Annotated in this window: 19 protein-coding genes and 1 riboswitch; of the genes, 6 read left to right on the forward strand and 13 right to left on the reverse strand. The window is 37.1% G+C overall.

Features of this window, described 5'->3' with window-relative positions; all coding sequences use genetic code 11:
* The first annotated feature begins 25 nt into the window (after nucleotides 1-25).
* The 3 genes from G7057_RS03340 (at nucleotide 26) to G7057_RS03350 (ending at nucleotide 3,215) form a co-directional block, all read left to right on the forward strand.
* Nucleotides 26-481 carry a hypothetical protein gene (locus G7057_RS03340; RefSeq protein WP_166161329.1) on the forward strand — a complete coding sequence of 152 codons (456 nt, stop codon included), beginning with the start codon at nucleotides 26-28 and terminating at the stop codon, nucleotides 479-481.
* A 198-nt stretch (nucleotides 482-679) separates the two neighbouring features.
* Nucleotides 680-838, forward strand: a complete 159-nt coding sequence (locus G7057_RS03345) for a YvrJ family protein (RefSeq protein ID WP_166161331.1) — start codon at nucleotides 680-682, stop codon at nucleotides 836-838.
* Nucleotides 839-851: 13 nt separating this feature from the next.
* On the forward strand, nucleotides 852-3,215 hold the full coding sequence (locus G7057_RS03350; RefSeq protein ID WP_166161333.1) for a peptidoglycan recognition protein family protein: 2,364 nt from the start codon (nucleotides 852-854) through the stop codon (nucleotides 3,213-3,215).
* Between the two features lie 281 nt (nucleotides 3,216-3,496).
* Here the strand turns inward: G7057_RS03350 and G7057_RS03355 are convergent, their stop codons facing one another.
* The 6 genes from G7057_RS03355 to G7057_RS03380 form a co-directional block, all read right to left on the reverse strand.
* Complete coding sequence (locus G7057_RS03355) at nucleotides 3,497-3,991, reverse strand: hypothetical protein (protein WP_166161335.1); 495 nt, start codon at nucleotides 3,989-3,991, stop codon at nucleotides 3,497-3,499.
* Between the two features lie 282 nt (nucleotides 3,992-4,273).
* Nucleotides 4,274-4,984 (reverse strand): 4-hydroxy-tetrahydrodipicolinate reductase, encoded by a 711-nt coding sequence (gene dapB, locus G7057_RS03360; RefSeq protein WP_373836115.1) that lies wholly within the window; start codon nucleotides 4,982-4,984, stop codon nucleotides 4,274-4,276.
* Nucleotides 4,981-5,862, reverse strand: a complete 882-nt coding sequence (gene dapA, locus G7057_RS03365; protein WP_166161339.1) for a 4-hydroxy-tetrahydrodipicolinate synthase — start codon at nucleotides 5,860-5,862, stop codon at nucleotides 4,981-4,983. Before dapA ends, dapB begins: the two co-directional genes overlap by 4 nt.
* An 18-nt stretch (nucleotides 5,863-5,880) precedes the next feature.
* Nucleotides 5,881-7,128 carry a diaminopimelate decarboxylase gene (gene lysA / locus G7057_RS03370; RefSeq protein ID WP_166161341.1) on the reverse strand — a complete coding sequence of 416 codons (1,248 nt, stop codon included), beginning with the start codon at nucleotides 7,126-7,128 and terminating at the stop codon, nucleotides 5,881-5,883.
* 109 nt (nucleotides 7,129-7,237) lie between these two features.
* A riboswitch (Lysine riboswitch) is annotated at nucleotides 7,238-7,409 on the reverse strand.
* A gap of 60 nt (nucleotides 7,410-7,469) precedes the next feature.
* Entirely contained in the window at nucleotides 7,470-8,489 is a 1,020-nt protein-coding gene (locus G7057_RS03375; RefSeq protein WP_166161343.1) for a sugar kinase, read from the reverse strand.
* Between the two features lie 192 nt (nucleotides 8,490-8,681).
* Nucleotides 8,682-9,461: an IclR family transcriptional regulator gene (locus G7057_RS03380; RefSeq protein WP_166161345.1), complete on the reverse strand. Its 780-nt coding sequence runs from the start codon at nucleotides 9,459-9,461 to the stop codon at nucleotides 8,682-8,684.
* Between the two features lie 138 nt (nucleotides 9,462-9,599).
* Between G7057_RS03380 and G7057_RS03385 the strand changes: the two genes are divergently transcribed.
* A complete protein-coding gene (locus tag G7057_RS03385; protein ID WP_166161347.1) occupies nucleotides 9,600-10,601 on the forward strand; it encodes a nucleoid-associated protein in 1,002 nt (333 codons plus the stop codon).
* A gap of 272 nt (nucleotides 10,602-10,873) precedes the next feature.
* On the opposite strand, the gene G7057_RS03390 is transcribed toward G7057_RS03385, so the two are convergent.
* Together G7057_RS03390 and G7057_RS03395 are read right to left on the reverse strand one after the other, a co-directional pair.
* On the reverse strand, nucleotides 10,874-12,646 hold the full coding sequence (locus G7057_RS03390) for an ABC transporter ATP-binding protein (protein ID WP_166161349.1): 1,773 nt from the start codon (nucleotides 12,644-12,646) through the stop codon (nucleotides 10,874-10,876).
* A complete protein-coding gene (locus G7057_RS03395) occupies nucleotides 12,639-14,393 on the reverse strand; it encodes an ABC transporter ATP-binding protein (RefSeq protein ID WP_166161351.1) in 1,755 nt (584 codons plus the stop codon). The genes G7057_RS03390 and G7057_RS03395 overlap by 8 nt, the downstream gene beginning before the upstream one ends.
* A gap of 186 nt (nucleotides 14,394-14,579) precedes the next feature.
* On the opposite strand from G7057_RS03395, the gene G7057_RS03400 reads away from it, so the two are divergent.
* Together G7057_RS03400 and G7057_RS03405 are read left to right on the forward strand one after the other, a co-directional pair.
* Entirely contained in the window at nucleotides 14,580-15,437 is an 858-nt protein-coding gene (locus tag G7057_RS03400; protein ID WP_166161353.1) for a helix-turn-helix domain-containing protein, read from the forward strand.
* Nucleotides 15,438-15,560: 123 nt separating this feature from the next.
* Nucleotides 15,561-16,922: a DUF1576 domain-containing protein gene (locus G7057_RS03405; protein WP_166161355.1), complete on the forward strand. Its 1,362-nt coding sequence runs from the start codon at nucleotides 15,561-15,563 to the stop codon at nucleotides 16,920-16,922.
* Between the two features lie 18 nt (nucleotides 16,923-16,940).
* Here G7057_RS03405 and G7057_RS03410 read toward each other — a convergent pair whose 3' ends face one another.
* From G7057_RS03410 to kduI, 5 genes are all read right to left on the reverse strand, one after another.
* The gene (locus G7057_RS03410; protein WP_166161357.1) at nucleotides 16,941-17,681 is read right to left on the reverse strand and encodes a sulfite exporter TauE/SafE family protein; all 741 of its coding nucleotides are present in this window, start codon (nucleotides 17,679-17,681) and stop codon (nucleotides 16,941-16,943) included.
* Nucleotides 17,682-17,743: 62 nt separating this feature from the next.
* The gene (locus tag G7057_RS03415) at nucleotides 17,744-18,046 is read right to left on the reverse strand and encodes a hypothetical protein (RefSeq protein ID WP_193566097.1); all 303 of its coding nucleotides are present in this window, start codon (nucleotides 18,044-18,046) and stop codon (nucleotides 17,744-17,746) included.
* 163 nt (nucleotides 18,047-18,209) lie between these two features.
* Nucleotides 18,210-18,995: an IclR family transcriptional regulator gene (locus tag G7057_RS03420; protein WP_166161359.1), complete on the reverse strand. Its 786-nt coding sequence runs from the start codon at nucleotides 18,993-18,995 to the stop codon at nucleotides 18,210-18,212.
* 107 nt (nucleotides 18,996-19,102) lie between these two features.
* A complete protein-coding gene (locus tag G7057_RS03425; protein ID WP_156892246.1) occupies nucleotides 19,103-19,894 on the reverse strand; it encodes a gluconate 5-dehydrogenase in 792 nt (263 codons plus the stop codon).
* Nucleotides 19,895-19,921: 27 nt separating this feature from the next.
* Nucleotides 19,922-20,764, reverse strand: coding sequence for a 5-dehydro-4-deoxy-D-glucuronate isomerase (kduI, locus tag G7057_RS03430; protein ID WP_166161361.1), 843 nt, complete (start codon nucleotides 20,762-20,764; stop codon nucleotides 19,922-19,924).
* Nucleotides 20,765-21,403: the final 639 nt, after the last annotated feature.

Raw genomic sequence — 21,403 nt, forward strand, 5'->3', positions numbered from 1 at the left:
GAGCTCATCAGGAAGGATGATAAGGGTGCACACTGATCATACAAATAAAACTGATAGTTTTTCTAAGTTTACAGAAAAAGAGATGATTCTGTCTGACAGAGATAAAGATAAAGCATATATGTTAACGAGTTTGATTACACATAAGGTGAAATATAAACAAAAAGATTTATTTAGAGATCGTCAGAAGTATATGTATCAAGAATTATTTGAAGAGATGATTGAAAACAATGTAGATTATGAAGAAAATAACGCGTACTTTACAGGAGAATGGGCCTATGCTTTTGAAAATGTTGATCTTATTGAAGCGCTAGAAAGTTTATCTTATCGTCAACAGGAAATATTATGGCTTCTTTTTGTAGAAATGAAAAGCCAAGTAGAAGTAGCGCAAAAGTTTCAAGTTTCTCCCGCATATATTTCTAAGACTAAAAAAATATGCTATAGCCATATCTACTCTTTTTTAGAAAAGAATAGGGGTGATTAAGTGGATAGAGAGCTAATATGTGCCATGAAAGAAAAAAATCATGCTTACATACTTCAATCTTTACAACCATTATTTTTAAAGTATCTAAAAGGTGTTCCAACTGATCTTCAGCAGGATTTCTTACAAGAATATCAACTAGTCTGCATTCAGACAGTAGAAGCTTATCTCTTTGAGTCTTAATGAATAAGGAGTGAATACATGGAAGAAACAGTAACTATGATTGGCAATTTCGGTTTTCCAATTGTTCTTGTGATTTATCTTTTTACTCGATTTGAAAAACAAATTACAGAAGTCACTGAATCAATTGAACGATTAGAAGAACGTATTAAAGAAAGCTATACGGAAAATAAACTATAGAGGAGAATATAACATGGCAAATGAAGGAAACTATTTAAATTTAAAACCGCACAATCCAAGTTGGTCCGTTTATGCTATTTCTGGACCCTATATACCTGAGTATAGAGTCGGTGAATTAGCACCTGCACAGTATGGTGGTTTATCTTATCAAGTCTTAGAAGATATTGGTGGGAATGTGTATGTGATTCAAACGGAAAGTTTTGGAAAGGTAGCCATCTGGGCTGGAGATAGTGATAGTAGTTTTACTGCGTCTCCTGTTTATACGAATGGCTCAAGTGCTCCAACTGGTGGAACCGGCCTTTATCTCAATCTTAGTCCATCTGTTCCCAGTTGGTCCATTTATCATCCTAATGGCCCCTACTTAACGAACAGTCGAATTGGAACATTAGCACCTGTTACGTATGGCGGATTGTCTTATGAAATTTTAGAAAAACTTGATGGCGATATTTATATCATTCAAACGGAAAGTTTTGGAAAGGTAGCCATCTGGGCCGGAGATAGTGATAGTACTTTTACAACGACACCTGTTTATTTAGATCCGATTAATGGTGGAATGGGTGGTGGCAATGCATCAGGTACAGGCCAGTACCTCAATCTTCATCCTCATATCCCAACTTGGTCTGTTTACAACGTTTCCGGCCCCTATTTACCAGAGAGTCGAGTTGGGTTATTGGCACCTGCACAATATGGTGGACTTTCTTATGCTATTTTAGGGAGCCCAGTGACAGATGTGTACACAATCCAAACAGAGAGTCTTGGAACAGTTGCTATTTGGGCGGGAGACAATGATAGTTCTATTACTGGAACGCCGATTTATGATGAAGGTAGCTTTGCAGGAGGTAGTTCAAGTGAAACATATTTGAATCTTTCACCCACTATTAATTCATGGTCCGTTTACAGTGTACAAGGTCCGTATGTTCCTGAATACCGAGTTGGAACATTAGCACCTTCTACCTATGGTGGACTATCCTACAGAATTCTTGAAACAAAAGTAACGGATGTTTACGTCATTCAAACGGAAAGTTTTGGAAAAGTAGCGATCTGGGCTGGAGATAGTGATAGTACCTTTACTAGCTATCCTGTTTATTCTGGCAATACAGAACCGACAGGACCTGGTGGCGGTTTGTTAGAAGGGATAGATTTTAGTAATGCCCCAATAACAATCGAATCAAGAGCAAGTTGGGGAGCTAATCCTGTTCAATTATCCGGTATGTCAGGTGAACTAGATACTGCTAAATACATCGTTATCCATCATACTGCTGGTGCACAGCCACAAGTGGGAAGTGATTATCAAGTAATGAGAGGGGTTCAAAATTATCATCAAAGCTTAGACTGGGGAGACATAGGCTATCATTTTTGTATTGGCCAACAAGGGACCATTATGGAAGGCAGATCGCTGCCATATGTTGGCGCACATGTTGGTAGTCCACATAACTATGATTCGATTGGTGTCAGTCTATTTGGAGATTTTACTTACGCATATCCTGAAAAAGTTCAAATGGAAAAGTTAATTCCGTTGCTGACTTATTTATGTAAAGAGTATGGGATTTCTCCAAATAATATTCTAGGACACAGAGATATGGATAGTAATTACGGTGCCACCTCTTGTCCAGGTACAGCTTTTTATCATGCAACGAACCGATTAGAAGATATTCGAAAAGCGGTAAAAAAACAATTGCTAGAGGATGACACGTTGAGTCTTGCTGAAAAAAAGAGTGAGATTTTAAATCATATGAAGAATAACTTTTTCGGGATTCCATTTTTTAAAGATATTCCTCTTACGGTCGATATGTGGGAAACGGAAAAATCCATCCGTATCAGCAGCAATATTGTCATGAAGGTGAAGCTCACGCTTGATATCAATTCAGACTCTCCAGTTGCCAATCTATTCAGTGTAAATATTACCAAACCACAGCTTACCCTAGAAGGACCCTACTTCGATTATATGCGAGAAAAGCAATTAGATGATATTGAATTCTATAATGCCAAAGATGCAATGGAGCAGCTTTCTGGAAATCTAGACGGCAAAGGAAATGTCGTTCTTTCAGTAGGTTATCGAAGCGGAAAAATGTTATACAATTACATCGTTAATTTTAATTCTATTACATTGTCAGATGGAAGTACGATGGGAGCTTCGTGCCGGATTACATTTGAAATTGATGATGGAACATTTGTTACTCCAGGACCCGCAGGTGTGACGGTTAGTAACGAGGACTACTCGAGTTTCTTAAGTTCATTAGAAATGCAAACAATAGCAACCACTGGCGTTATTGTAATAGGACTACTTCTTGTTGCAGCTACACCACTTTTAGCAACTTTAGGAGGACCGATAGGATTTGCCACTGTATTGGCATTGACATTTAGAAAAAATGAGTAACAGTTTTACATGTTTTAGGCAGATACCCAATTAAATGATATATTGCAAATAGACCCGTTGATACTTTATTTATCAACGGGTCTATTTGCATCATACTTTATATAGCATAATTTGTACTCTTAACTTTAATATGTATTTTGATATTCAACGGAATTATCTTTAGTGTTTTAGTTGTCTATGCAACTGCTAATGAAAAGATAGGCTATATCATACTTGCTTTTCTAGCATTTTGATGTTTTATCTGGTCAATAAATAAATACAAGAAAGAATAAGTAGTAATCTTATTTTAAAAATTCTATCTTACTACTCATTAATTGATTTATTTTTAGGATTTCATTTTTCTTAAAAGCTTTATGTGGAATCACTTTAATCTGTTTATCATCTATTTTTAAAAGCCAGTATTTTTTTAGGTTGATTAGGCCCTGAAACTCTTCCCATGAGTAAAAATCGCCTTCATTTTTTTTAAATTGCTTTAATTCAACTCCTTCATTGTTGATAATAAATGTCCTTTGGCCAATGTAATGAGGTAATTTTTTCAACCATATTAGTAAACCAATCACTTGAATAAGCAGAAGAGAAAGGAAAGTGACTGAAAAGATTATAAAAACAGAAAAAATTTGTTTTGTTATCGTGAAATCTCGCATAAAACTTAAAAAAAATAAAGAGCAAATCATTAATGAGAGGCCCGAATAAACTATATAATTTTTGGTAGTAGCTGCTAAATTTAAAAAGAGATAATCTTTTACAGTAAGATTTGCACTTCCGCGGTAAGTCAATATTTTTCCTCCTTTATTGTATTGTTATTCAATCATACCAAAAAAATAAAAAGTTGTTAAAATTTTTGATTTGGGCAGATAGCTTTCTTGATACTTCTTATTAAAATATTCTAAAGGCATAGAGCCGGAAGCTTTATGACTTTAGAATATTTTTATATCATTGGTCTATTTTTTGAATTTGTCACTTTTTCTTTCATTAACATGTCGGGCATATGATTAGAATTCGATTAAAAATCAACCATAAAAATAACGCGATTGGTTTTTCCCAACCGCGTTTCTTCCTTAATCAAATAAAACGTCATTCATATCATAAAAACCTGCTTCTTTATCTCCAGCTAGCCATTTAGCACCATTTAATGCGCCAACAGCAAAAATCCGTTTCGAAAAAGCTTCGTGTTTAATTGAAATGACTTCGTCTTGACCAGCAAAAATAACTTCATGTTCGCCAACAATACTGCCACCACGAACCGCATGAATGCCAATCTCTTTATCTTGGCGCTTGCTAACGCCTTCTCGTCCATAAACAAAATCATAGTTGAGCGTCTCATTAATGGTATCAGCAAACATTTTAGCTGTTCCAGATGGCGCATCTACTTTTAATCGATGGTGTTTCTCAATGACTTCAATATCAAAGAAGTCCTTTAGAATCGGGCTGTAGTCCTTCAACATCCGATTAACTAACATAACGCCTAAGCTAAAATTAGCACTCATAAGAACAGGAACTTTTTCGCTTAGAGCTGTAATTTTTGCTTGTTGCTCACTTGAAAAACCTGTTGTTGCAATTACAACGGGCACCTTGTAGTCACTAGCATATTGGACAATACTATCCAAGTTGGCCGGGTTTGAAAAATCAATTAACACTGCTAATTTTTCTTGATAGTCTGCTAAGGACCGATTTGTTTCGGGTGCAAAAACAACTAATTCGTCGTCTGCTTGAATAGATTCCTCCACAACCCGTCCCATAGCACCATAACCTACTAAACCGATTTTCAAGACCATACCTCCTTATACTTGGCTAAAACAGCAACTAATTTTTGATAATTAGGAGCATCCATTTCACCAAGTGGCATTCGGAGTGGACCAACACCAAAACCTAACTCATTCATGGCGTGCTTAACTGGAATAGGATTAGTTTCATAAAAGAGCGCATCAACCAAGTCTAAATAAGCAGTTTGAATCGCTAATGACTCTTGATGGCGACCCTCTAAATAGAGGCTAACTAAATCATGAACCTCTTTCGGCATAATATTCGCCCAAACACTAATCACACCTTTGGCACCTAAACTCAATAGTGGCACGATAATATCATCATTGCCGCTATACATAGCAAAGTCATCATTCAATAAAGGAGCCAGTTTAACGGCATAACTAATATCACCTGATGCTTCCTTTATCCCAATAATATTAGGATGTTTAGCTAGTGTCGCTACGGCTGATACAGACAGGCTGCATCCTGTTCTCCCTGGCACATTGTATAAAATAATCGGAATGTCAACACTATTAGCGATAGCTTCAAAGTGGCGAACCATACCGCCTTCGTTGGCACGATTATAATACGGCGTTACTACTAACAGCATATCCGCACCATGTTCAGCAAAAGCTTTACTATTTTCTACAGCTGTCACCGTGTTGTTACTACCGCTGCCGACAATAAGGGGCACGCGTTTAGCGATTTTTTCAGCTGCAAAAGAAACTAATTGTTTCTCCTCTTCAAAGGTCATAGTTGACGCTTCACCTGTCGTTCCTAACAACACAATCCCATCGGTTTGGTTGTCGATATGGTATTCAATTAATTCACCCATTTTTTCAAAGTGAATGCTGCCATCTTCATGCATTGGCGTAATAATGGCTACTAAAGATCCGCTTAACATCTAATCATCCTCCAGTTTCTATTTTAGGTCGTTACGTAACAAGTCTAAGTAAGTTTGACGTTTGACAATTTCAGTTGTTTGGCCGTCTTTAGCAAAAACAACGGCTGGTGTTAAACTACGGTTGTAGTTGCTACTCATTGAGTAGCCATATGCACCTGTTGCATAAACGACGAGTAAATCGCCTTTTTCAACTTTTGGTAATGCAACATCCTGGATTAAAACATCGCCCGATTCACAGTATTTTCCAGCCACTGTTACGTGTTCTGTTTTTTCTGCATCCATTTTATTGGCCACATCACAACTATATTTCGCTTGGTACAAACTTGGACGAATGTTATCTGCCATACCACCGTCTACAAAATAATACGTTTTATTTGGTGTTTGTTTTTGATAACCAATTTCGTAAAGGGTATAACCTGCTTCGGCAACTAGACTGCGTCCCGGCTCAATAATTAGTTCTTTAACGGTTAAATCTGCTGCCGTTAACGATTGGTCCAAATAACGTAATAATTGGTTCATCGTTTCCTCAATCCCTAGTGGCTTGTCGTCCTCGGTATAGCGAACACCAAAGCCACCACCTAAATTAAGGGTTAACGGTTGGTCAAAGTCGTTCAAGTAAGACACCATCTTATCAATAGCCGCATACCAGGCATCCATTTCAAAAATTTGAGAACCAATATGAACATGGAAGCCTTCTAGCTCAAGGTAGTCATTGTCGTTTAATAGCTCTAAACAAGCTTTAAAGTCTGAGCTATCATAAGCCATACCAAATTTCGAGTCAATGTGAGTCGTCACGATATACTCATGAGTATGAGCCTCAATGCCGACATTTAAACGAAACATAATTTGCATCGGCTGTTTGTAGTCATTTGCTAGCTGACTCAACTCTGTCAATTCCATTAGGTTATCGCAAACAATATGTTGCATACCCGATTCAAAAGCCATTTTCAGTTCTTCTGTTGATTTGTTATTGCCGTGAAAGTAGATATGGTCAACTGGCACATCTGATTGTAAGGCTGTATACAATTCGCCAGCACTCACTACATCCACACCAAAACCATATTGGTTGACCAAATTCATCATCCCAACCGTCTGGAAGGCTTTGGATGCGTATAAAATTTTGGTTGGAAAACGATCAGATTGGAAGGCTTGTTTATAAGCTTGTAAATTCGTTTCAAGTTGTTGTTGATCATAAACATATAAGGGACTGCCATATTGCGCCACTAATTGGCTAGCGGCAACACCGCCAATGTGTAATTCCGTCATTGTCTCTCTCCTCGATTCTACTATTCATCTGCTACTTTATTTTCTTTTATTATAACAAAAAAAGACGCCATTTCTGGCGCCTTTATATTGTATACAAGCAGATGTAGACAAAATATTTAGCACCACCACTTTTGCAAGCAGGAGTGATGTAGGTGTTCCCCACATCCCCACAATTAAAATTTGCCAATTTTAACTGTTCGGCAATGATTACCTTTCAAACATGATCCTAGAATGCCTTCTCCCATGTCTTACTCATTTACATTGCTACCTCTATCTATATGTTACATTAGAATAACATTAACGAAACTAATTGTCTACTCATTATTTATTTAACTTATTTATTAGCGATCAACACGCGCATCGTGTGTCATCGTACGTTCTGCTTGTTCCACCGTGAATGGTGACACATCTCCATAAATGGTATGTTTCAATGATGATAATGCTGTTGCGAAGTTAATGGTATATTCTGGATCATAATTTTCTAAAATACCATGTAAAACACCTGCCGCAAACGCATCTCCCCCACCAATACGATCAATGATGTGGTCCATATCTTGAATTTTCGAATAGTAAGTAATGCCATCTTTCCAAAATGCACCTTGTAACGTATTGTGGGTTGCTGAAATCACATTACGGATTGTTGCATAGAAAATTTGGATATTTGGATATAATTCATGGATTTTTCCAAAATAGTAATCCAATTGCTCAATTTCAGTTGTTGTTTGGTCAGGATCCAATTCTTTCACACCAAGGAAGTTGATGGCATCCAATTTACCTGCTGATAAGTAGTCTACATAAGGAAGAACACGTTTCAAGAAAACCGCACACTCTTCCACAGACCATAATTTAGAACGGAAGTTGACGTCAAAGTTAACAACCAATCCTTTTTCTTTAGCTGCTTTTATCAATTGATAAGTCACTTCAGCACTATCTTTAGAAAGAGCTGCCGTAATCCCTGTAATATGAAGCATGCTTTTTCCTTCTAATAGCTCATCAAAATTGATTTCGTCTACTTTCATTTCTGAAATAGCGGAATGAGCGCGATCATAAATAATATTTGCGGCACGAGGACCAGCCCCTGCTTCTAGATAATAAGACCCAATGCGGTTGCCACCGTAAATAACATGGCTTGCATCGACTCCGTATTTTTGTGTATTTTTAATCGCAGTTTGACCTAATTGGTTGTTAGGTACTTTGGTGAAGTAAGTTGTTTTATGGCCTAAGTTAGCCAAGTTAATCGCAACGTTAGCTTCAGCTCCACCATAGTTTAAATTTAGACTAATCGTATCGTAAAAGTGAACCCCAACTTGAGTTGACAAGCGGACAAGTGTTTCTCCAACGCATAAAATATTTTGTTTCATAACGGACCCTCTTTTTCTCTATTTTTTAAATGTTTACGGTTACAAATGTTATTAAAATTTAAATCCCTAGTAAAATTGCTTTTCTTTCCGAATAGGAAAGTTTGTTTTTTAATAGGAAATGTTTCTTCTATTATAGAATATAAAAGAGAAGAGAACAACCCATTTTCACTAAAAAAGGCTGTCTCTTCTCTTTTATAAATAATGATAAACTTGTTTTAACTCTTGAATAATGTTTCTCTTCGTTTCCAAAATAGCAGAAATTACTTTTTCTTCTAATTCAGGTGTTCTGCGGTAAGTTGGCATACTCACACTAAAGGCGCCGTAATTCTTCCCATCCACTGATAAGGATGCACCAATACAGAAAACTTCGATTTGCTCTTCACTGTTGTCGAAGGCATAGCCGTGCTCTTGCACAAATTGAAATTCTTTTTCTAAATCATCGCGGTCTACAAGTGTATTCGGGGTAAAGGCCGTCATCCTCACGGTTGAAAAATAATCATCCAATTCTGCTGTTGGACATTCTGCTAACACAGCCTTCCCCATAGCTGAGGCGTACATGGGCTTCGTAAATCCAATGCGAGATGTTGTGACAACAATGGGCTGGGTTGATTCTAGCTTATTGAGATACAGCATTTCGTTGCCTTCACGAATGGACAGATGAACCGTTTCATCTAACAGACGATGCAAATCTTTTAAATAAGGATAAGCAATTTTTGAAATACTTAAATCCTTCAAATATTGGTTGGCGTATTTAACGAGACCACTACCCAATTGGTAGGTTTTCGTTTTGTCATTTCGGTGAATATAACCAATTAATTCTAAGGTAGATAAAATTTTAGATACCGTTGAGTTTGTCATTTCCGTCTCTTTGGCAATCACATGTAAGGGCTGTGGCTCACTTTTGGAAGCTAGAAAACTCAATATCTTCTCAGCTTTCAGCAACACTGTGCCGTATGGTTGTGGTTGAGTCATTGTTATGCTCCATTCTGATTAAATCAGTCGTTCTTTCAAATATAAGACAAATATAGGCGGTTTGCAAATCAAAATTCACTTTTAGGAAATTCAAATGTGTGAGATACTACTAAGCGTGACTGAAACGGAGGTAGCCCAATGATTTATATAAAAGAAGCTATTTTACATATTTTTGACTTAAACAGCAATGAAGCTATTTTTTCCTTTGCGGGATTGGATATTAGCGAGAAATTCACCTTAGATTATATTCATGCCAAAATTGAAAAAGTAGAAGATTCCGACAGCATGAAAACTGGTATGCTAGCTGACGAAAATCCATTAGTTCCAGTTTTTAATCGTATTGAAACGGATTTTATTGAAGCGACTAAAGAGTTAACGGAAAAGTTTTTTGCCATTACTAAAATCAATTCTGAAATTCCACCGGCAGATTTGTTATTTACACTCTTTACTATGGATGAAGTGCCTTGTTTAGGTTTGTTTAAACTGAATCATTCAGATTCAATTACTCATCATGTTTCCTATGAAGATGACACTTTGACGAATCAATTGATCGTGAATCGGTCAATTTTACCGAGTGCGCGCCAAGCTATTCAAGAAGGAATGGTATTAAACCTCACTAATATGGAATACCACGTCATTGAGAAAAAACATTTGATTGATGAGTTGGCAGAAAAAGTCTTCTACTTTACTGAGTTATTTTTAGAGGATAAGCCACAACCAAGCTTAAAGGAAAATATTGCAATTATTAAAAAGGCTGTTCAAAAAACGAGTAAGGCCTTTAACGACGAAGAATTCCAAGTTCTCGCTGAGACAAAAGAAGCTATTGTACATAGTATGAACGAGGAAAATGTCATTGATAACCAAATCATTGCCGAGACCTTGTACGGCGATAGCTATGCTAAAAAAGAAAAGTTTTTTGAGCAAATCAATGAGATGGGTTATGTCGACCGTGCTCCTGCTGAAGTAGCTGTAGCTGGACCGAAATATTCTAAACAAAAATTCCGTTTAGATAACGGGATTGAAATTAGTATCCCTCTAGAATTGTACAAAGATCCTGAAGTTGTCGAATTTATTAATAATCCTGACGGAACAACATCCGTTATTATTAAAAATATCGAGAAAATTAAAAATTTGTTCTAGGGTTTTCTCTTCTGAAGCTACATCTGAACGTTTTTGAACGCTGAACTTCCTCACAACCAAAAAAACAACCATCAGCTGGGATGAAAATCTGAGCTGATGGCTATTTGACTACATTTTATTTTTTAAAGAGCTACTAGTTCTAATTTTAAGTACTTAGCTATCTTCAACATCGCGAATTTACCTGTGACTTGTTCTGCATAGGAATTATAGTTAATATTGGTATTGCATCGTAGGCATAGGTTTGGATAAACTCACTAGCATTTTTTATTAAGTTACATTTTTTTCAGCAATTCTGATTGCGTCCGATACAAGTCGTAATAGCGTCCTTTTTGACTAATCAGCTCGGCATGTGAACCCGATTCTAAAATTTGGCGGTTACCAATAAAGAAGATACGGTCACTATTTCGAATGGTCGATAAGCGGTGAGCAACGATAAAGGCTGTCCGCCCCTCTAGTAAATAATCCAACCCTTCTTGTAGCAGAATCTCAGTTTGGGTATCAATACTTGACGTCGCTTCATCCAAAATCAATACTTTCGGATCAGCCAATAAGGTTCTGGCAAAGGAAATCAATTGACGTTGACCAGCCGACAAAGTGCTTCCTCGTTCCTGAACAATCGTATGGTAACCTTCTTTTAAGTCCTTGATAAAATCATGAGCCCTTACTACTTTAGCAGCTTCAATAATCTCTTCCTCAGTTGCATCCAGTTTCCCATAGCGAATATTATCCATAATCGTTCCTGAGAAAATAAAGGTGTCTTGTAACATAACCCCAACTTCATGGCGAAGTGATTTCAACGTCACATCACGAATATCAATGCCATCAATCAAGATTTGCCCTGCTTGAATATCATAAAAACGAGAAATCAGATTGGTAATAGTCGACTTACCTGCGCCAGTTGGACCAACAAGAGCAATGGTTTCACCTGGCTGAACATGGAATGACAAGTGTTCAAAAATGGGTTGCCCTTCCTGATAACCAAATGTTACATCGCGGAAAACAACGTCTCCCTTAACAGGCGGCATTTCAAAGGCATCCTCAGCTTCTGTAATTAACGGATCTAAGTCCATCATTTCAAAAACTCGGTCCAAATAAACGGTTCCTGAAACGAGTGAATTATAGAAGTTACCCAAGTTAATAATCGGATTCCAAAAGTTATTCACATAAGCGACAAAGGCAATCAATACACCTGTCGATACATTAACACCTAAGCTCTTAATTCCCGCATAGTAAATGAAAGAAATCGTTACTGTAGCAATGACTTGAACAATAGGGCCTAGTAAAAACTGCATCCTAACAGCCTTCATCCAGGATGTTCGTTGTTGATCACTAACATCCGCAAAAATGTCAAAGTTCATATCTTCTCGGGTATAGGATTGAGTCGTTTTAATCCCTTCAATTGATTCATGAATATAGGCATTTAAATTCGACTGCTTTTCACTTAATTCCTCATAAGCCAACCGCTGTTTGTTTTTAATCACTAGCGTTACGATAAATAAAAGTGGCAGTAGCAAAAAGCTATACAAGGTTAAAACTGGGTCAATGGTGACCATGATAATTAAGGTCACCACAATACTTAAAATATCAGAGATAACCGTAATTAAACCAGACGATAAAATATTACTTAAGGAATTAATATAATTAACAATTCGCGTTAAAATCTTACCATGTGGACGTGAATCAAAAAATTTAAAGGACATTTCTTGCATATGATTAAATAAGTCAGAACGAATGTCCCTTAGCACATCCTGTCCTAAAGTTGTAATATTTAAAATACGATAACGGGTAGCTAAGCCATTTAAAATCGTTGCAACAGTATAAATAACGACTACCCAAACAAGTGCTTGTCGATTTTGAGTGGGAATGACTGTATCAATCACATAACTCGTTAAATAGGGTCCTAATATCAAGACGATATTGGAGAAAATAATAACCATTAACAGTTTCACTACAACAGACTTGTAAGGCAACAAATAACTACCTAGTCGTTTGAAATTCTGCGTATTAATTTTATTTTCTTTCATTTCAGAAAAGGCATTATTCATCTGATCGTTCCTCCTCTACTTCAGCCTGGCCGAGCTGTTCTTCATATATTTGATAGTAAGCGCCGCCCTTAGCCAGCAATTCTTCATGATTGCCACGTTCTACAATCTGTCCCTTCGATAAAATTAAAATAATATCGGCGTTTTTAACAGAAGAAATACGGTTTGCAATGATAATCGTCGTTTTCTGCTCACTCGTTTTTTTCAACCCTTCTTGGATTTTCACTTCTGTTTCCATATCGACAGCAGATGTGGTATCGTCCAGAATTAAAATAGATGGGTCTTTAATTAACCCACGTGCTAAAGACAAGCGTTGCTTTTGACCACCTGATAAGCCACTTCCACGCTCACCTAGGTATGTTTCATAACGATCGGGCATCCGTTCAATAAATTGATCAGCATCAGCTACTTCGGCTACACGACGAACGGTCTCAAAGCGAGCACCTGGTGTTCCATAAGAAATATTTTTACGAATCGTATCAGAGAACAAGAACACATCTTGCATCACAATCGCAACATTCCGTCGTAAGTCAATCACATTCATTTGTTTGACATCAATGCCATCTAGAAGAACACGGCCTTCCGTTGGATCAAAGAAGCGTGAAATCAAGTTAACTAAAGTGGACTTCCCTGAACCTGTTTCACCTAACACACCTAATGTTTGCCCAGCCTTCAACTTAAAGTTAATATCAGTTAAAACTTTTGTATCTGGATCATCCGAGAAAGCAAAGGAAACATGCTGGAATTCGACATCACCTTGCAACTTATCAACTGTTTTTTGTGAGCTGACAGGAATTTGTGGTTCAGTTGCTAGCATTTGACGAATTTTATAGGTTGAAGCATTAAAATTCTGCAAGTCGTTGACATGGTTTCCGACATTACGCATAGGAATGTTCAACATCCAAATCAAGCCGTTAAAGGTGACTAAATTACCAATCGACATGGCCCCTTGAAGAACAAACAAACCGCCTAATCCAATCGCAATAATATTCATAAAGCCAGCGAATGTTTCAATAATTGGCAAATAGGTAGCGGAAATCTTAGCAGATGCCAAGTTTCGCTTTTTAAAATCTTCATTACGACGGTTAAATTTCTCAATTTCAAATTCTTCACGTGCGAATGCTTTAACGACCTTATTGCCACCGATATGTTCCTCTACCATTGAATTTAAACGGGAGAAGCTTTCTCTAATATGGTAAAAGGCTTGGTTGGCTTCACGAGATAATAAAACCGTTAAAAGAGCTATCACAGGTGTCACCACTAACAAAGCAAGAGTTAAACGCCATTCAAATGCTGCTAAGAAAATAAGTGCTGAAATAAACAAAACAATATTATCTAAAATATTAAAATATGCCCACGCTACTGCATGACGAATGGCATCTGTATCGCCCGTCATTCGAGCCATAATGTCTCCTACTCGTGTCGTATTGAAGAAGGTGAAATCAAGCTCCTGCAATTTAACATAGAGCTCCTCGCGGATTTTATAGAGAACATTTTGACTAATTTGCTCAAATTGAAGTTGGAACACATAACGTAAAACCATTCGAACAACTGTTGATGCAATCATTAACAGCAATAAGGGTTCCAATAGATTTAATTCACCACTATTAATAACGCGGTCAACTAGAACACCACCGATATAAGGAGAGATAACGTTCATAAAAGCCGTCAATATCGTTAACAAACTTGCCCATGTCCACCCAAACCAATACGGGGTTAAATACTTAGTTACCCATTTTGTACTACTCATTAGACTAGCCGCCTTTCTTTCTTAATTTACAGATAGTTTAAAGGAAATACCCCTTGCTTCGAATGGACTATGCCCTCAAAACAGATGGACATTATTGTCAAAAGGCTTCGACAAAACCACAATCAACTTTATTGCAACTGCTTACATTCGTGATATACTTTATGAAGAAATAAAAACGACTAGGAGGTGAGAAAACTGCTCACAATAAAAGCTAAAACATTCAACCCTGATGTGCTCTATGTCTTTGATGCTGATTCGACTGGCCCTCACTCTGGAAAGAACCACTACCATGATTTTTTTGAAATGACGGTCCTATTAGAAGGCGAATCCTTTTATAAAATACACGGTCAAGAACAGCTAGTTAAAGCTGGAACGATTTTACTCTTTAATCCAGGTGTGGAACACCATGAATATATTCCAGAAGGCAAAAGTAATAAGCAACTTCACATTGGCATCCGCCACTTTACAATTGACCGTTTTCCACGTGATTATTTCCCATTAGATGCTACAAGCGTTCAATTATCAGAATACCACGACGACTTTTTCAATATCTGCTGGGAAATGGTTCGTGAACGACATGAAGGAAAAAATGGTCATGAATTAATCTTAAAATCACTCGTTTTGAAGTTAATGGTTTATTTATTAAGAGATAAAGAGACGCAACCTCTAGAGGATAAGGCTCTCTTACTATCCGAAGATGAACAAAAACGTCAGCAACTAGTAACCGACATTAAAGACTACATCGAGTTAAACCATACGAAAGACCTCACACTCAATCAAATTGCTAAAGACTTATTTTCAAGTCCCGCAACTATTTCACGGGTGTTTAAAGAGCAATTAGGTGATACACCGATTAATTATTTAATTCGTTACCGCCTAGAGAAAGCCAAAACGATGATGGAATCTTCCGATGATATCAGTGTGTCAGAAGTCTCACGCTTAATCGGTTATGATGACGCCTATTATTTTAGTAAATTATTTAAAAAGTATTATGGTAGCTCACCAAGTAATTATGTGAAACGATCCAAACAATCGCCATATTGACGTAAAAAATAAATAGAAAATAAGCCATTATATTGTATTGCCAATTTTATATCAGTTCTGTTAAACTAAAAAAAATTATTAACATGCCGTCCGCTTACCTACCCTAAAATCAGGAGGAACATTATGACGACAATACCTACCGAGTCGGATTCAGGCTTTGAGACTCTACCCGAAAAAACCAAGTATCAACTTTTTTTACTATTTGGTTTTTTATTAGCCGCATTGGCATTTTTATTTAACACTCCTAGCGAGATTTTCAGTGGTTTTTGGCTGATTATGCGGTCACCCGCCAACTTGCTGACTGATTATATGGCACTGACTAGTCCAGGTGCAACCTTGATGAATGCAGCTATCATGACATTACAGGCCTTATACATTGTTTATTTTTGTAAAGCTAAAATAAATGGACCTGTTATCGCAGCCTTATTTCTAATAGCAGGCTTCTCCTTTTTTGGGAAAAACTTCTATAATTCTATGCCGATTGTGGCAGGGGCATTAGCTTATGCTTGGATTACTCGTAATCCTTTAGAAAAGTCACTTTTGGCTGCTCTATTCGGAACAGCTCTCGGTCCATTGGTCAGTGAGCTATCGTTTAACCAAGGACTTCCTTTACCTCTTGGTATGGCTTTAGGAATTATCGCCGGCTTTATCGCTGGTTTCTCTCTACCGCCTCTAGCAGGACATGTTATTACCTTTACTAAAGGCTTTAGTTTATATAATGTTGGCTTTACCTGTGGCTTTGTAGGAACAATCTTTATTTCCTTGATGCGCAGTTTTGGTATGCAAGTCGGCGCAGTATCCATTATTTCAACCGACTATACCTTCCCATTTGCCGTTATCTTACTTCTATTTTTTACTGTTTTATCTGTCTTTGGCTTTTTTCTAAACCACAAGACCTTCCACGGAATAAAAGAAATCTATCGTCATACTGGTCAACTTTCAACCGATTACATTGAAATTGGTGGAATTGGAGCAACCATTATGAATATGGGATGGTTAGGTATCTTTTCTACTGTGTTTATTTTAATGCTGGGAGGCGAATTAAGCGGTCCAGTAATTGGTGGCATTTTTAGTGTCGTAGGCTTTGGCGCATTCGGAAAAGATTTATTAACGTCTGCACCCATCATGCTAGGTGTCAGTTTGATGGCACTCATTACCCTACACGATATTCAGTCACCATCTATCCTTATCGCCGTTCTATTTTCAACAACCCTATCCCCTATAACGGGACGATACGGTTCGTTTGTAGGTATGATAGCGGGTATGTTGCATTTAACACTAGTCGTTAATGTCGGCTTTTTGCACGGTGGCGTCAATCTCTATAACAATGGTTTTGCGGGTGGTTTAATTGCCGCTCTGATGATGCCGATCTTAGAAGCAATCCACGTTCACCGCGCAGCCAGACTTAATCCAGATCGACCAGAAGTCGATCCTGCCGAAGAAGTAGAAACATTATGGGATAACAAAAACAGTTCACAGCCTTAGCGGATGTGAACTGTTTTTTCATAATAATAATCTGATAGCCGTAATAGCGGTCATGACCATAATGACGTATTTATAAGTGGTTTCACTGATATGACGGATAATCCAAATCCCGATTAGAGCGCCAATCCCTATAAAAGGAACAGAAAAAAGGGTGTACTTCATATTGTCCATTGTGATGGTTCCCCATGAAAAGATATGGAAGGGAACCTTCAATAGGTTCATTAAGAAGAAAAACCAAGCAGTCGTCCCAATCATTGATTCCTTTTTTAAATTCTGAGCAAGAATATAGACATTAAAAATGGGACCCGATGCATTGCCTACCATGGATGAAAAACCACTTACTACGCCTACAAGCCAGTGTAACAGTCTATTATCAGGTAATTCAACCACTTGCTTTTGAAAGTGGCGGACGACTAGTAGTAGCAAACAAATGAGTACAATGATTCCTAAAATAAACTTAAATTGTTGGTCATTCATCCTATTGCCAATCATTGATCCTAAGACAATCCCGACAATAGCTGATGGCATTAATTTAACCACATCACGGATATTGCCTTGTTTGCCATACTTAAAAATAGCGACTAGGTCACCTACTATAAGCATGGGTAACATAATCCCTGCCGATTCTTTACCTCCAAAAATTAAGGCTAACATGGCTACTGCTGGAATAGTTGCACCTTGAATCCCTGCCTTGGAAAAGCCGACAATCACTGCTGCTAAAACTAGCATAAGAACTTCAATTGTTTCTAAACCAAACATTAACTGCCTCCTTATTCTAAATTAAGAAGAAAGCTCGAACACTAAGTCCCAGCTTTCTTGTTCTATTTCACGTATTTTCCATAAACTTCTAGTTGTGATAAAGCTGGAAATGGCGATTCATCGTCTGCTTTGATGAGCTCTTTTATTTCAACCCATTCCACTAGTCGTTTATCGATTGGAAAGAATGTTGCTTCATTACGTGTTTCCACGTTAGCAACAGCGTGAGGATAGGCGTCCTCTTTTTTATTTTGATCAATTGGATTAAAGGCTAAATTACGATAAGCATAAACTTCATCATCGCTTGGAACTGCAACTGAAATATAATGTCTCTCGCCCGAAAAAGCATGAAGCGGATAACTTCTCAAATTTTGCTCGGATGGTATTTCAAAATGCCAATTTTTTCCAGCTACGAAAATAATCGTTTCTGCTATGGCATCGTCTATTTTAACCTTTAGAAATTGTTTTTTCTGCCAATAATTCTTAGTTTGAATTGACTATGGAAATTTTCAAAATAGTTACTCCTCATCATTAGTTAAAACTAGCATTGATCGTTTCCTTCACTTGTAAAATAGCTTGGCTCAATTCTTTCAATAGCTCATCATTTGCTCTAAAGATTGGAATACTGATACTGAAAGCGCCCAAAATGATCTTTTGACCACTTGCCGTTGTGTTAGTAATAGCAGCGCCTATACAATAAACGCCTTCTTCATTTTCCTCATCGTCCACGGAATAACCTAGCTGACGAATTTCTTCTAATTCAGATAGCAACATTTGCGTGTTGGCGATTGTTTTATCGGTTTTCGCAACAAAATCATGGTTGTTAATGTAATTAATTAACTTTTTATCATCGAGTTCTGCTAAAACAGCTTTCCCCATACCAGAGCTATACAAGTCTTTTGTTTCACCTATTGCTGATGAAATACAAACAACTGGTCGACTTGATTGGAATTTATTCACTGTCACAATCTTTTCGTTCTGATAAACGCCTAAATGGACTGTCTCGTCAAAGTGATCATGAAGCGCTTCTAATTGATCATGGATATGTGATTCCAAATCCATCCGACTCATCTCTTTAGAGGAGTACTTAATCAATTTAAATCCAATCGAATACGTTCGATTCTTTTTGTTTTTAATCACATAACCAATATGTTCAAGTGTATCTAAAATTTTCGATGCTGTTGACTTTGTCAGACCGGTATTTTCCGCAATACTAGCTAGCGCTTGCGGTTCATCTGATTCAAATAGGTATTCTAAAATAAGATCTGCTTTAATTAATACCGTCCCATATAATTTCTTATCTGTGGTTTCAGCCATCCTAACTCCCCCTCTCTTTCCTCTTTAACAAAAGAGGACAGCGTAGATGAAACATCTAAGCTGTCCTTACCATTCTAACCTATTTTATGTGTATCAGACAATCTTCCTTACGGTTGTTTACCTAATGTTGCCAAAATACCACCATCAACATATAAAATGTGGCCGTTTACGAAGTTTGATGCATCTGAAGCTAAGAATACAGCTGGTCCTTTTAAGTCTTCAGGCGTTCCCCAACGTGCAGCTGGTGTTTTGCCAATAATGAAGTCATTAAATGGATGACCCTCTACTCGTAATGGTGCTGTTTGTGGCGTTTCGATGTAACCTGGTCCAATACCATTACATTGAATATTATGCTCACCGTATTCAGCAGCAATATTTTTCGTTAACATTTTAAGTCCGCCCTTAGCAGCTGCATAAGCACTTACTGTTTCACGCCCAAGTTCACTCATTAATGAACAGATGTTGATAATTTTTCCGTGACCTTTTTCAATCATTGAAGGTAATACTGCCTTAGCCATAATGAATGGACCTGTTAAGTCAATATCAATCACTTGGCGCCACTCAGCAGCTGTCATTTCTGTCATTGGAATACGTTTAATAATTCCTGCATTGTTAACAAGAATATCAATAACGCCAACTTCTTCTTCGATTTGTTTAACAAGAGCTGTAATAGACTCTTCATTTGTTACGTCAGCAACATATCCGTAAGCTTCTAAGCCAGCTTCTTTGTATGCTGCTAGTCCTTTATCAACTAATTCTTGGTTAATATCATTGAAGACAACTTTAGCTCCTGCTTGTCCTAATGAGCTTGCGATTGAAAAACCGATACCATATGAAGCACCAGTTACAAGTGCTACTTTACCTTTTAATGAGAATGAATCCATATTAAAGTTTGTCATGTTAGTTCCTCCTGAACGGATGTAAGATTATTTCAAGTCTTGTGTTGGGATGAAGTCCATATCATCGTAAGTAATGTTTTCGCCACACATTGCCCAAATGAATGTATAGTCGGCTGTTCCAACACCAGAGTGAATAGACCAGCTTGGTGAGATAATCGCTTGTTCGTTTCCAACTACTAAGTGTTTTGTAGCAGTTGGTTCGCCCATCATATGGAAAACGCGTGTATCATCATTCATATCAAAGTATAAGTATGTCTCCATACGACGCTCATGTGTATGCGATGGCATTGTGTTCCATGCGCTTCCTTCTGATAGAATGGTGTAACCCATTTGTAATTGGCAGCTCTCACATACATTTGGATGAATGTATTGGTAAATACGACGGTGGTTTAACGTTTTGCTATCACCTGTTACCATTGGTGTAATGTTATCGATTGCAATTTTTACAGTTGGGTATACTTTATGAGCTGGTGTAGATACTACATAAAACTTAGCAGGATCACTTGGATCATCTGATTTAAAACGTAGGTCTTTTGTTTCTTTTCCAATATAGAAGCCATCTTGTTTCTTCATCACTTCTTCTTTGCCTTCAATAATGATCGCCCCTGGACCACCAATATTGATAACGCCTAATTCACGTCTTTCTAAGAAGTAAGAAACACCTAATGATTTATTTAAAACGATTTCAAGTTCTTCCGTTGTAGGTGTTACCCCACCGAAGATTTGACGGTCATGATGTGTATAGTTTAGAACGATTTTTCCAGGTGTGAAAATTTCTTCTGCTAAAAAATCTTCTCTTAGTTGTTCAGTAGAATGGTGTTTAATGTCTTTTGGCCCTTGAGAGTAATATGTCTTGTAAGCTGTTTCCATTAATAAATTCTCCTTTTCCTGTTTGGTTATCGTTTCCTATTAAGAAATGATTGAACATCATTTGGAAACTACACCCCTATCATAATCAAGAAGAATTACCTTGTCAAGCGTTTTCACAAAAGAAAATAACTAAAATAATGGTTATTTAGTAAGGATCTTTCCCTCTTTGTTAAAATCCATTTCCTATAAAGAAACAAAAAGAAGGAAGGCAAAGTTTATGCTTTGGCTTCCTTCTGGTCGTATAATAATTTAATTGTCATTATGAAACTCCTCTTGAGCAGTTGGTTTAGTAGCTGTTGTTAATTGAGTTTCCATAAAGAGCGATTGCTTTTTTTAATTCGTTTAGATATTTTTTTGTTTTGATTGACATCATTCATCATCCTTTTTCTTATTTATTTTTAGTTATGTTCGTTTTCGATTGCTTTACCGTAAAGTGCGATTGCGTGTGCTAATTCTTTTAAGAAGTTTTTTGTTCCTACTGACATATTTGTCACCATCCTTTGAAAATCCTTTTGTTTAGTTACATTAACTAATCACAATATTATGATAACTCATTTTCATAACTTTGTCAAACCGATTTAACTAACTTTTTTGAAATTGTTGTTAAAACAGCATTTAAAATCAATTGGATTGTGAATT

This window comes from Jeotgalibaca arthritidis, from assembly GCF_011100465.1.
Taxonomy (GTDB): Bacteria; Bacillota; Bacilli; order Lactobacillales; family Aerococcaceae; genus Jeotgalibaca; species Jeotgalibaca arthritidis.

Coding starts and splice junctions, on each gene's coding strand:
- G7057_RS03345 (WP_166161331.1), top strand. CDS start 680: ATGGAAGAAACAGTAACTATGATTGGCAATTTCGGTTTTCCAATTGTT.
- G7057_RS03350 (WP_166161333.1), top strand. CDS start 852: ATGGCAAATGAAGGAAACTATTTAAATTTAAAACCGCACAATCCAAGT.
- dapA (WP_166161339.1), bottom strand. CDS start 5,862: ATGTTAAGCGGATCTTTAGTAGCCATTATTACGCCAATGCATGAAGAT.
- lysA (WP_166161341.1), bottom strand. CDS start 7,128: ATGACGGAATTACACATTGGCGGTGTTGCCGCTAGCCAATTAGTGGCG.
- G7057_RS03375 (WP_166161343.1), bottom strand. CDS start 8,489: ATGAAACAAAATATTTTATGCGTTGGAGAAACACTTGTCCGCTTGTCA.
- G7057_RS03380 (WP_166161345.1), bottom strand. CDS start 9,461: ATGACTCAACCACAACCATACGGCACAGTGTTGCTGAAAGCTGAGAAG.
- G7057_RS03385 (WP_166161347.1), top strand. CDS start 9,600: ATGATTTATATAAAAGAAGCTATTTTACATATTTTTGACTTAAACAGC.
- G7057_RS03390 (WP_166161349.1), bottom strand. CDS start 12,646: ATGAATAATGCCTTTTCTGAAATGAAAGAAAATAAAATTAATACGCAG.
- G7057_RS03395 (WP_166161351.1), bottom strand. CDS start 14,393: ATGAGTAGTACAAAATGGGTAACTAAGTATTTAACCCCGTATTGGTTT.
- G7057_RS03405 (WP_166161355.1), top strand. CDS start 15,561: ATGACGACAATACCTACCGAGTCGGATTCAGGCTTTGAGACTCTACCC.
- G7057_RS03410 (WP_166161357.1), bottom strand. CDS start 17,681: ATGTTTGGTTTAGAAACAATTGAAGTTCTTATGCTAGTTTTAGCAGCA.
- G7057_RS03420 (WP_166161359.1), bottom strand. CDS start 18,995: ATGGCTGAAACCACAGATAAGAAATTATATGGGACGGTATTAATTAAA.
- G7057_RS03425 (WP_156892246.1), bottom strand. CDS start 19,894: ATGACAAACTTTAATATGGATTCATTCTCATTAAAAGGTAAAGTAGCA.
- kduI (WP_166161361.1), bottom strand. CDS start 20,764: ATGGAAACAGCTTACAAGACATATTACTCTCAAGGGCCAAAAGACATT.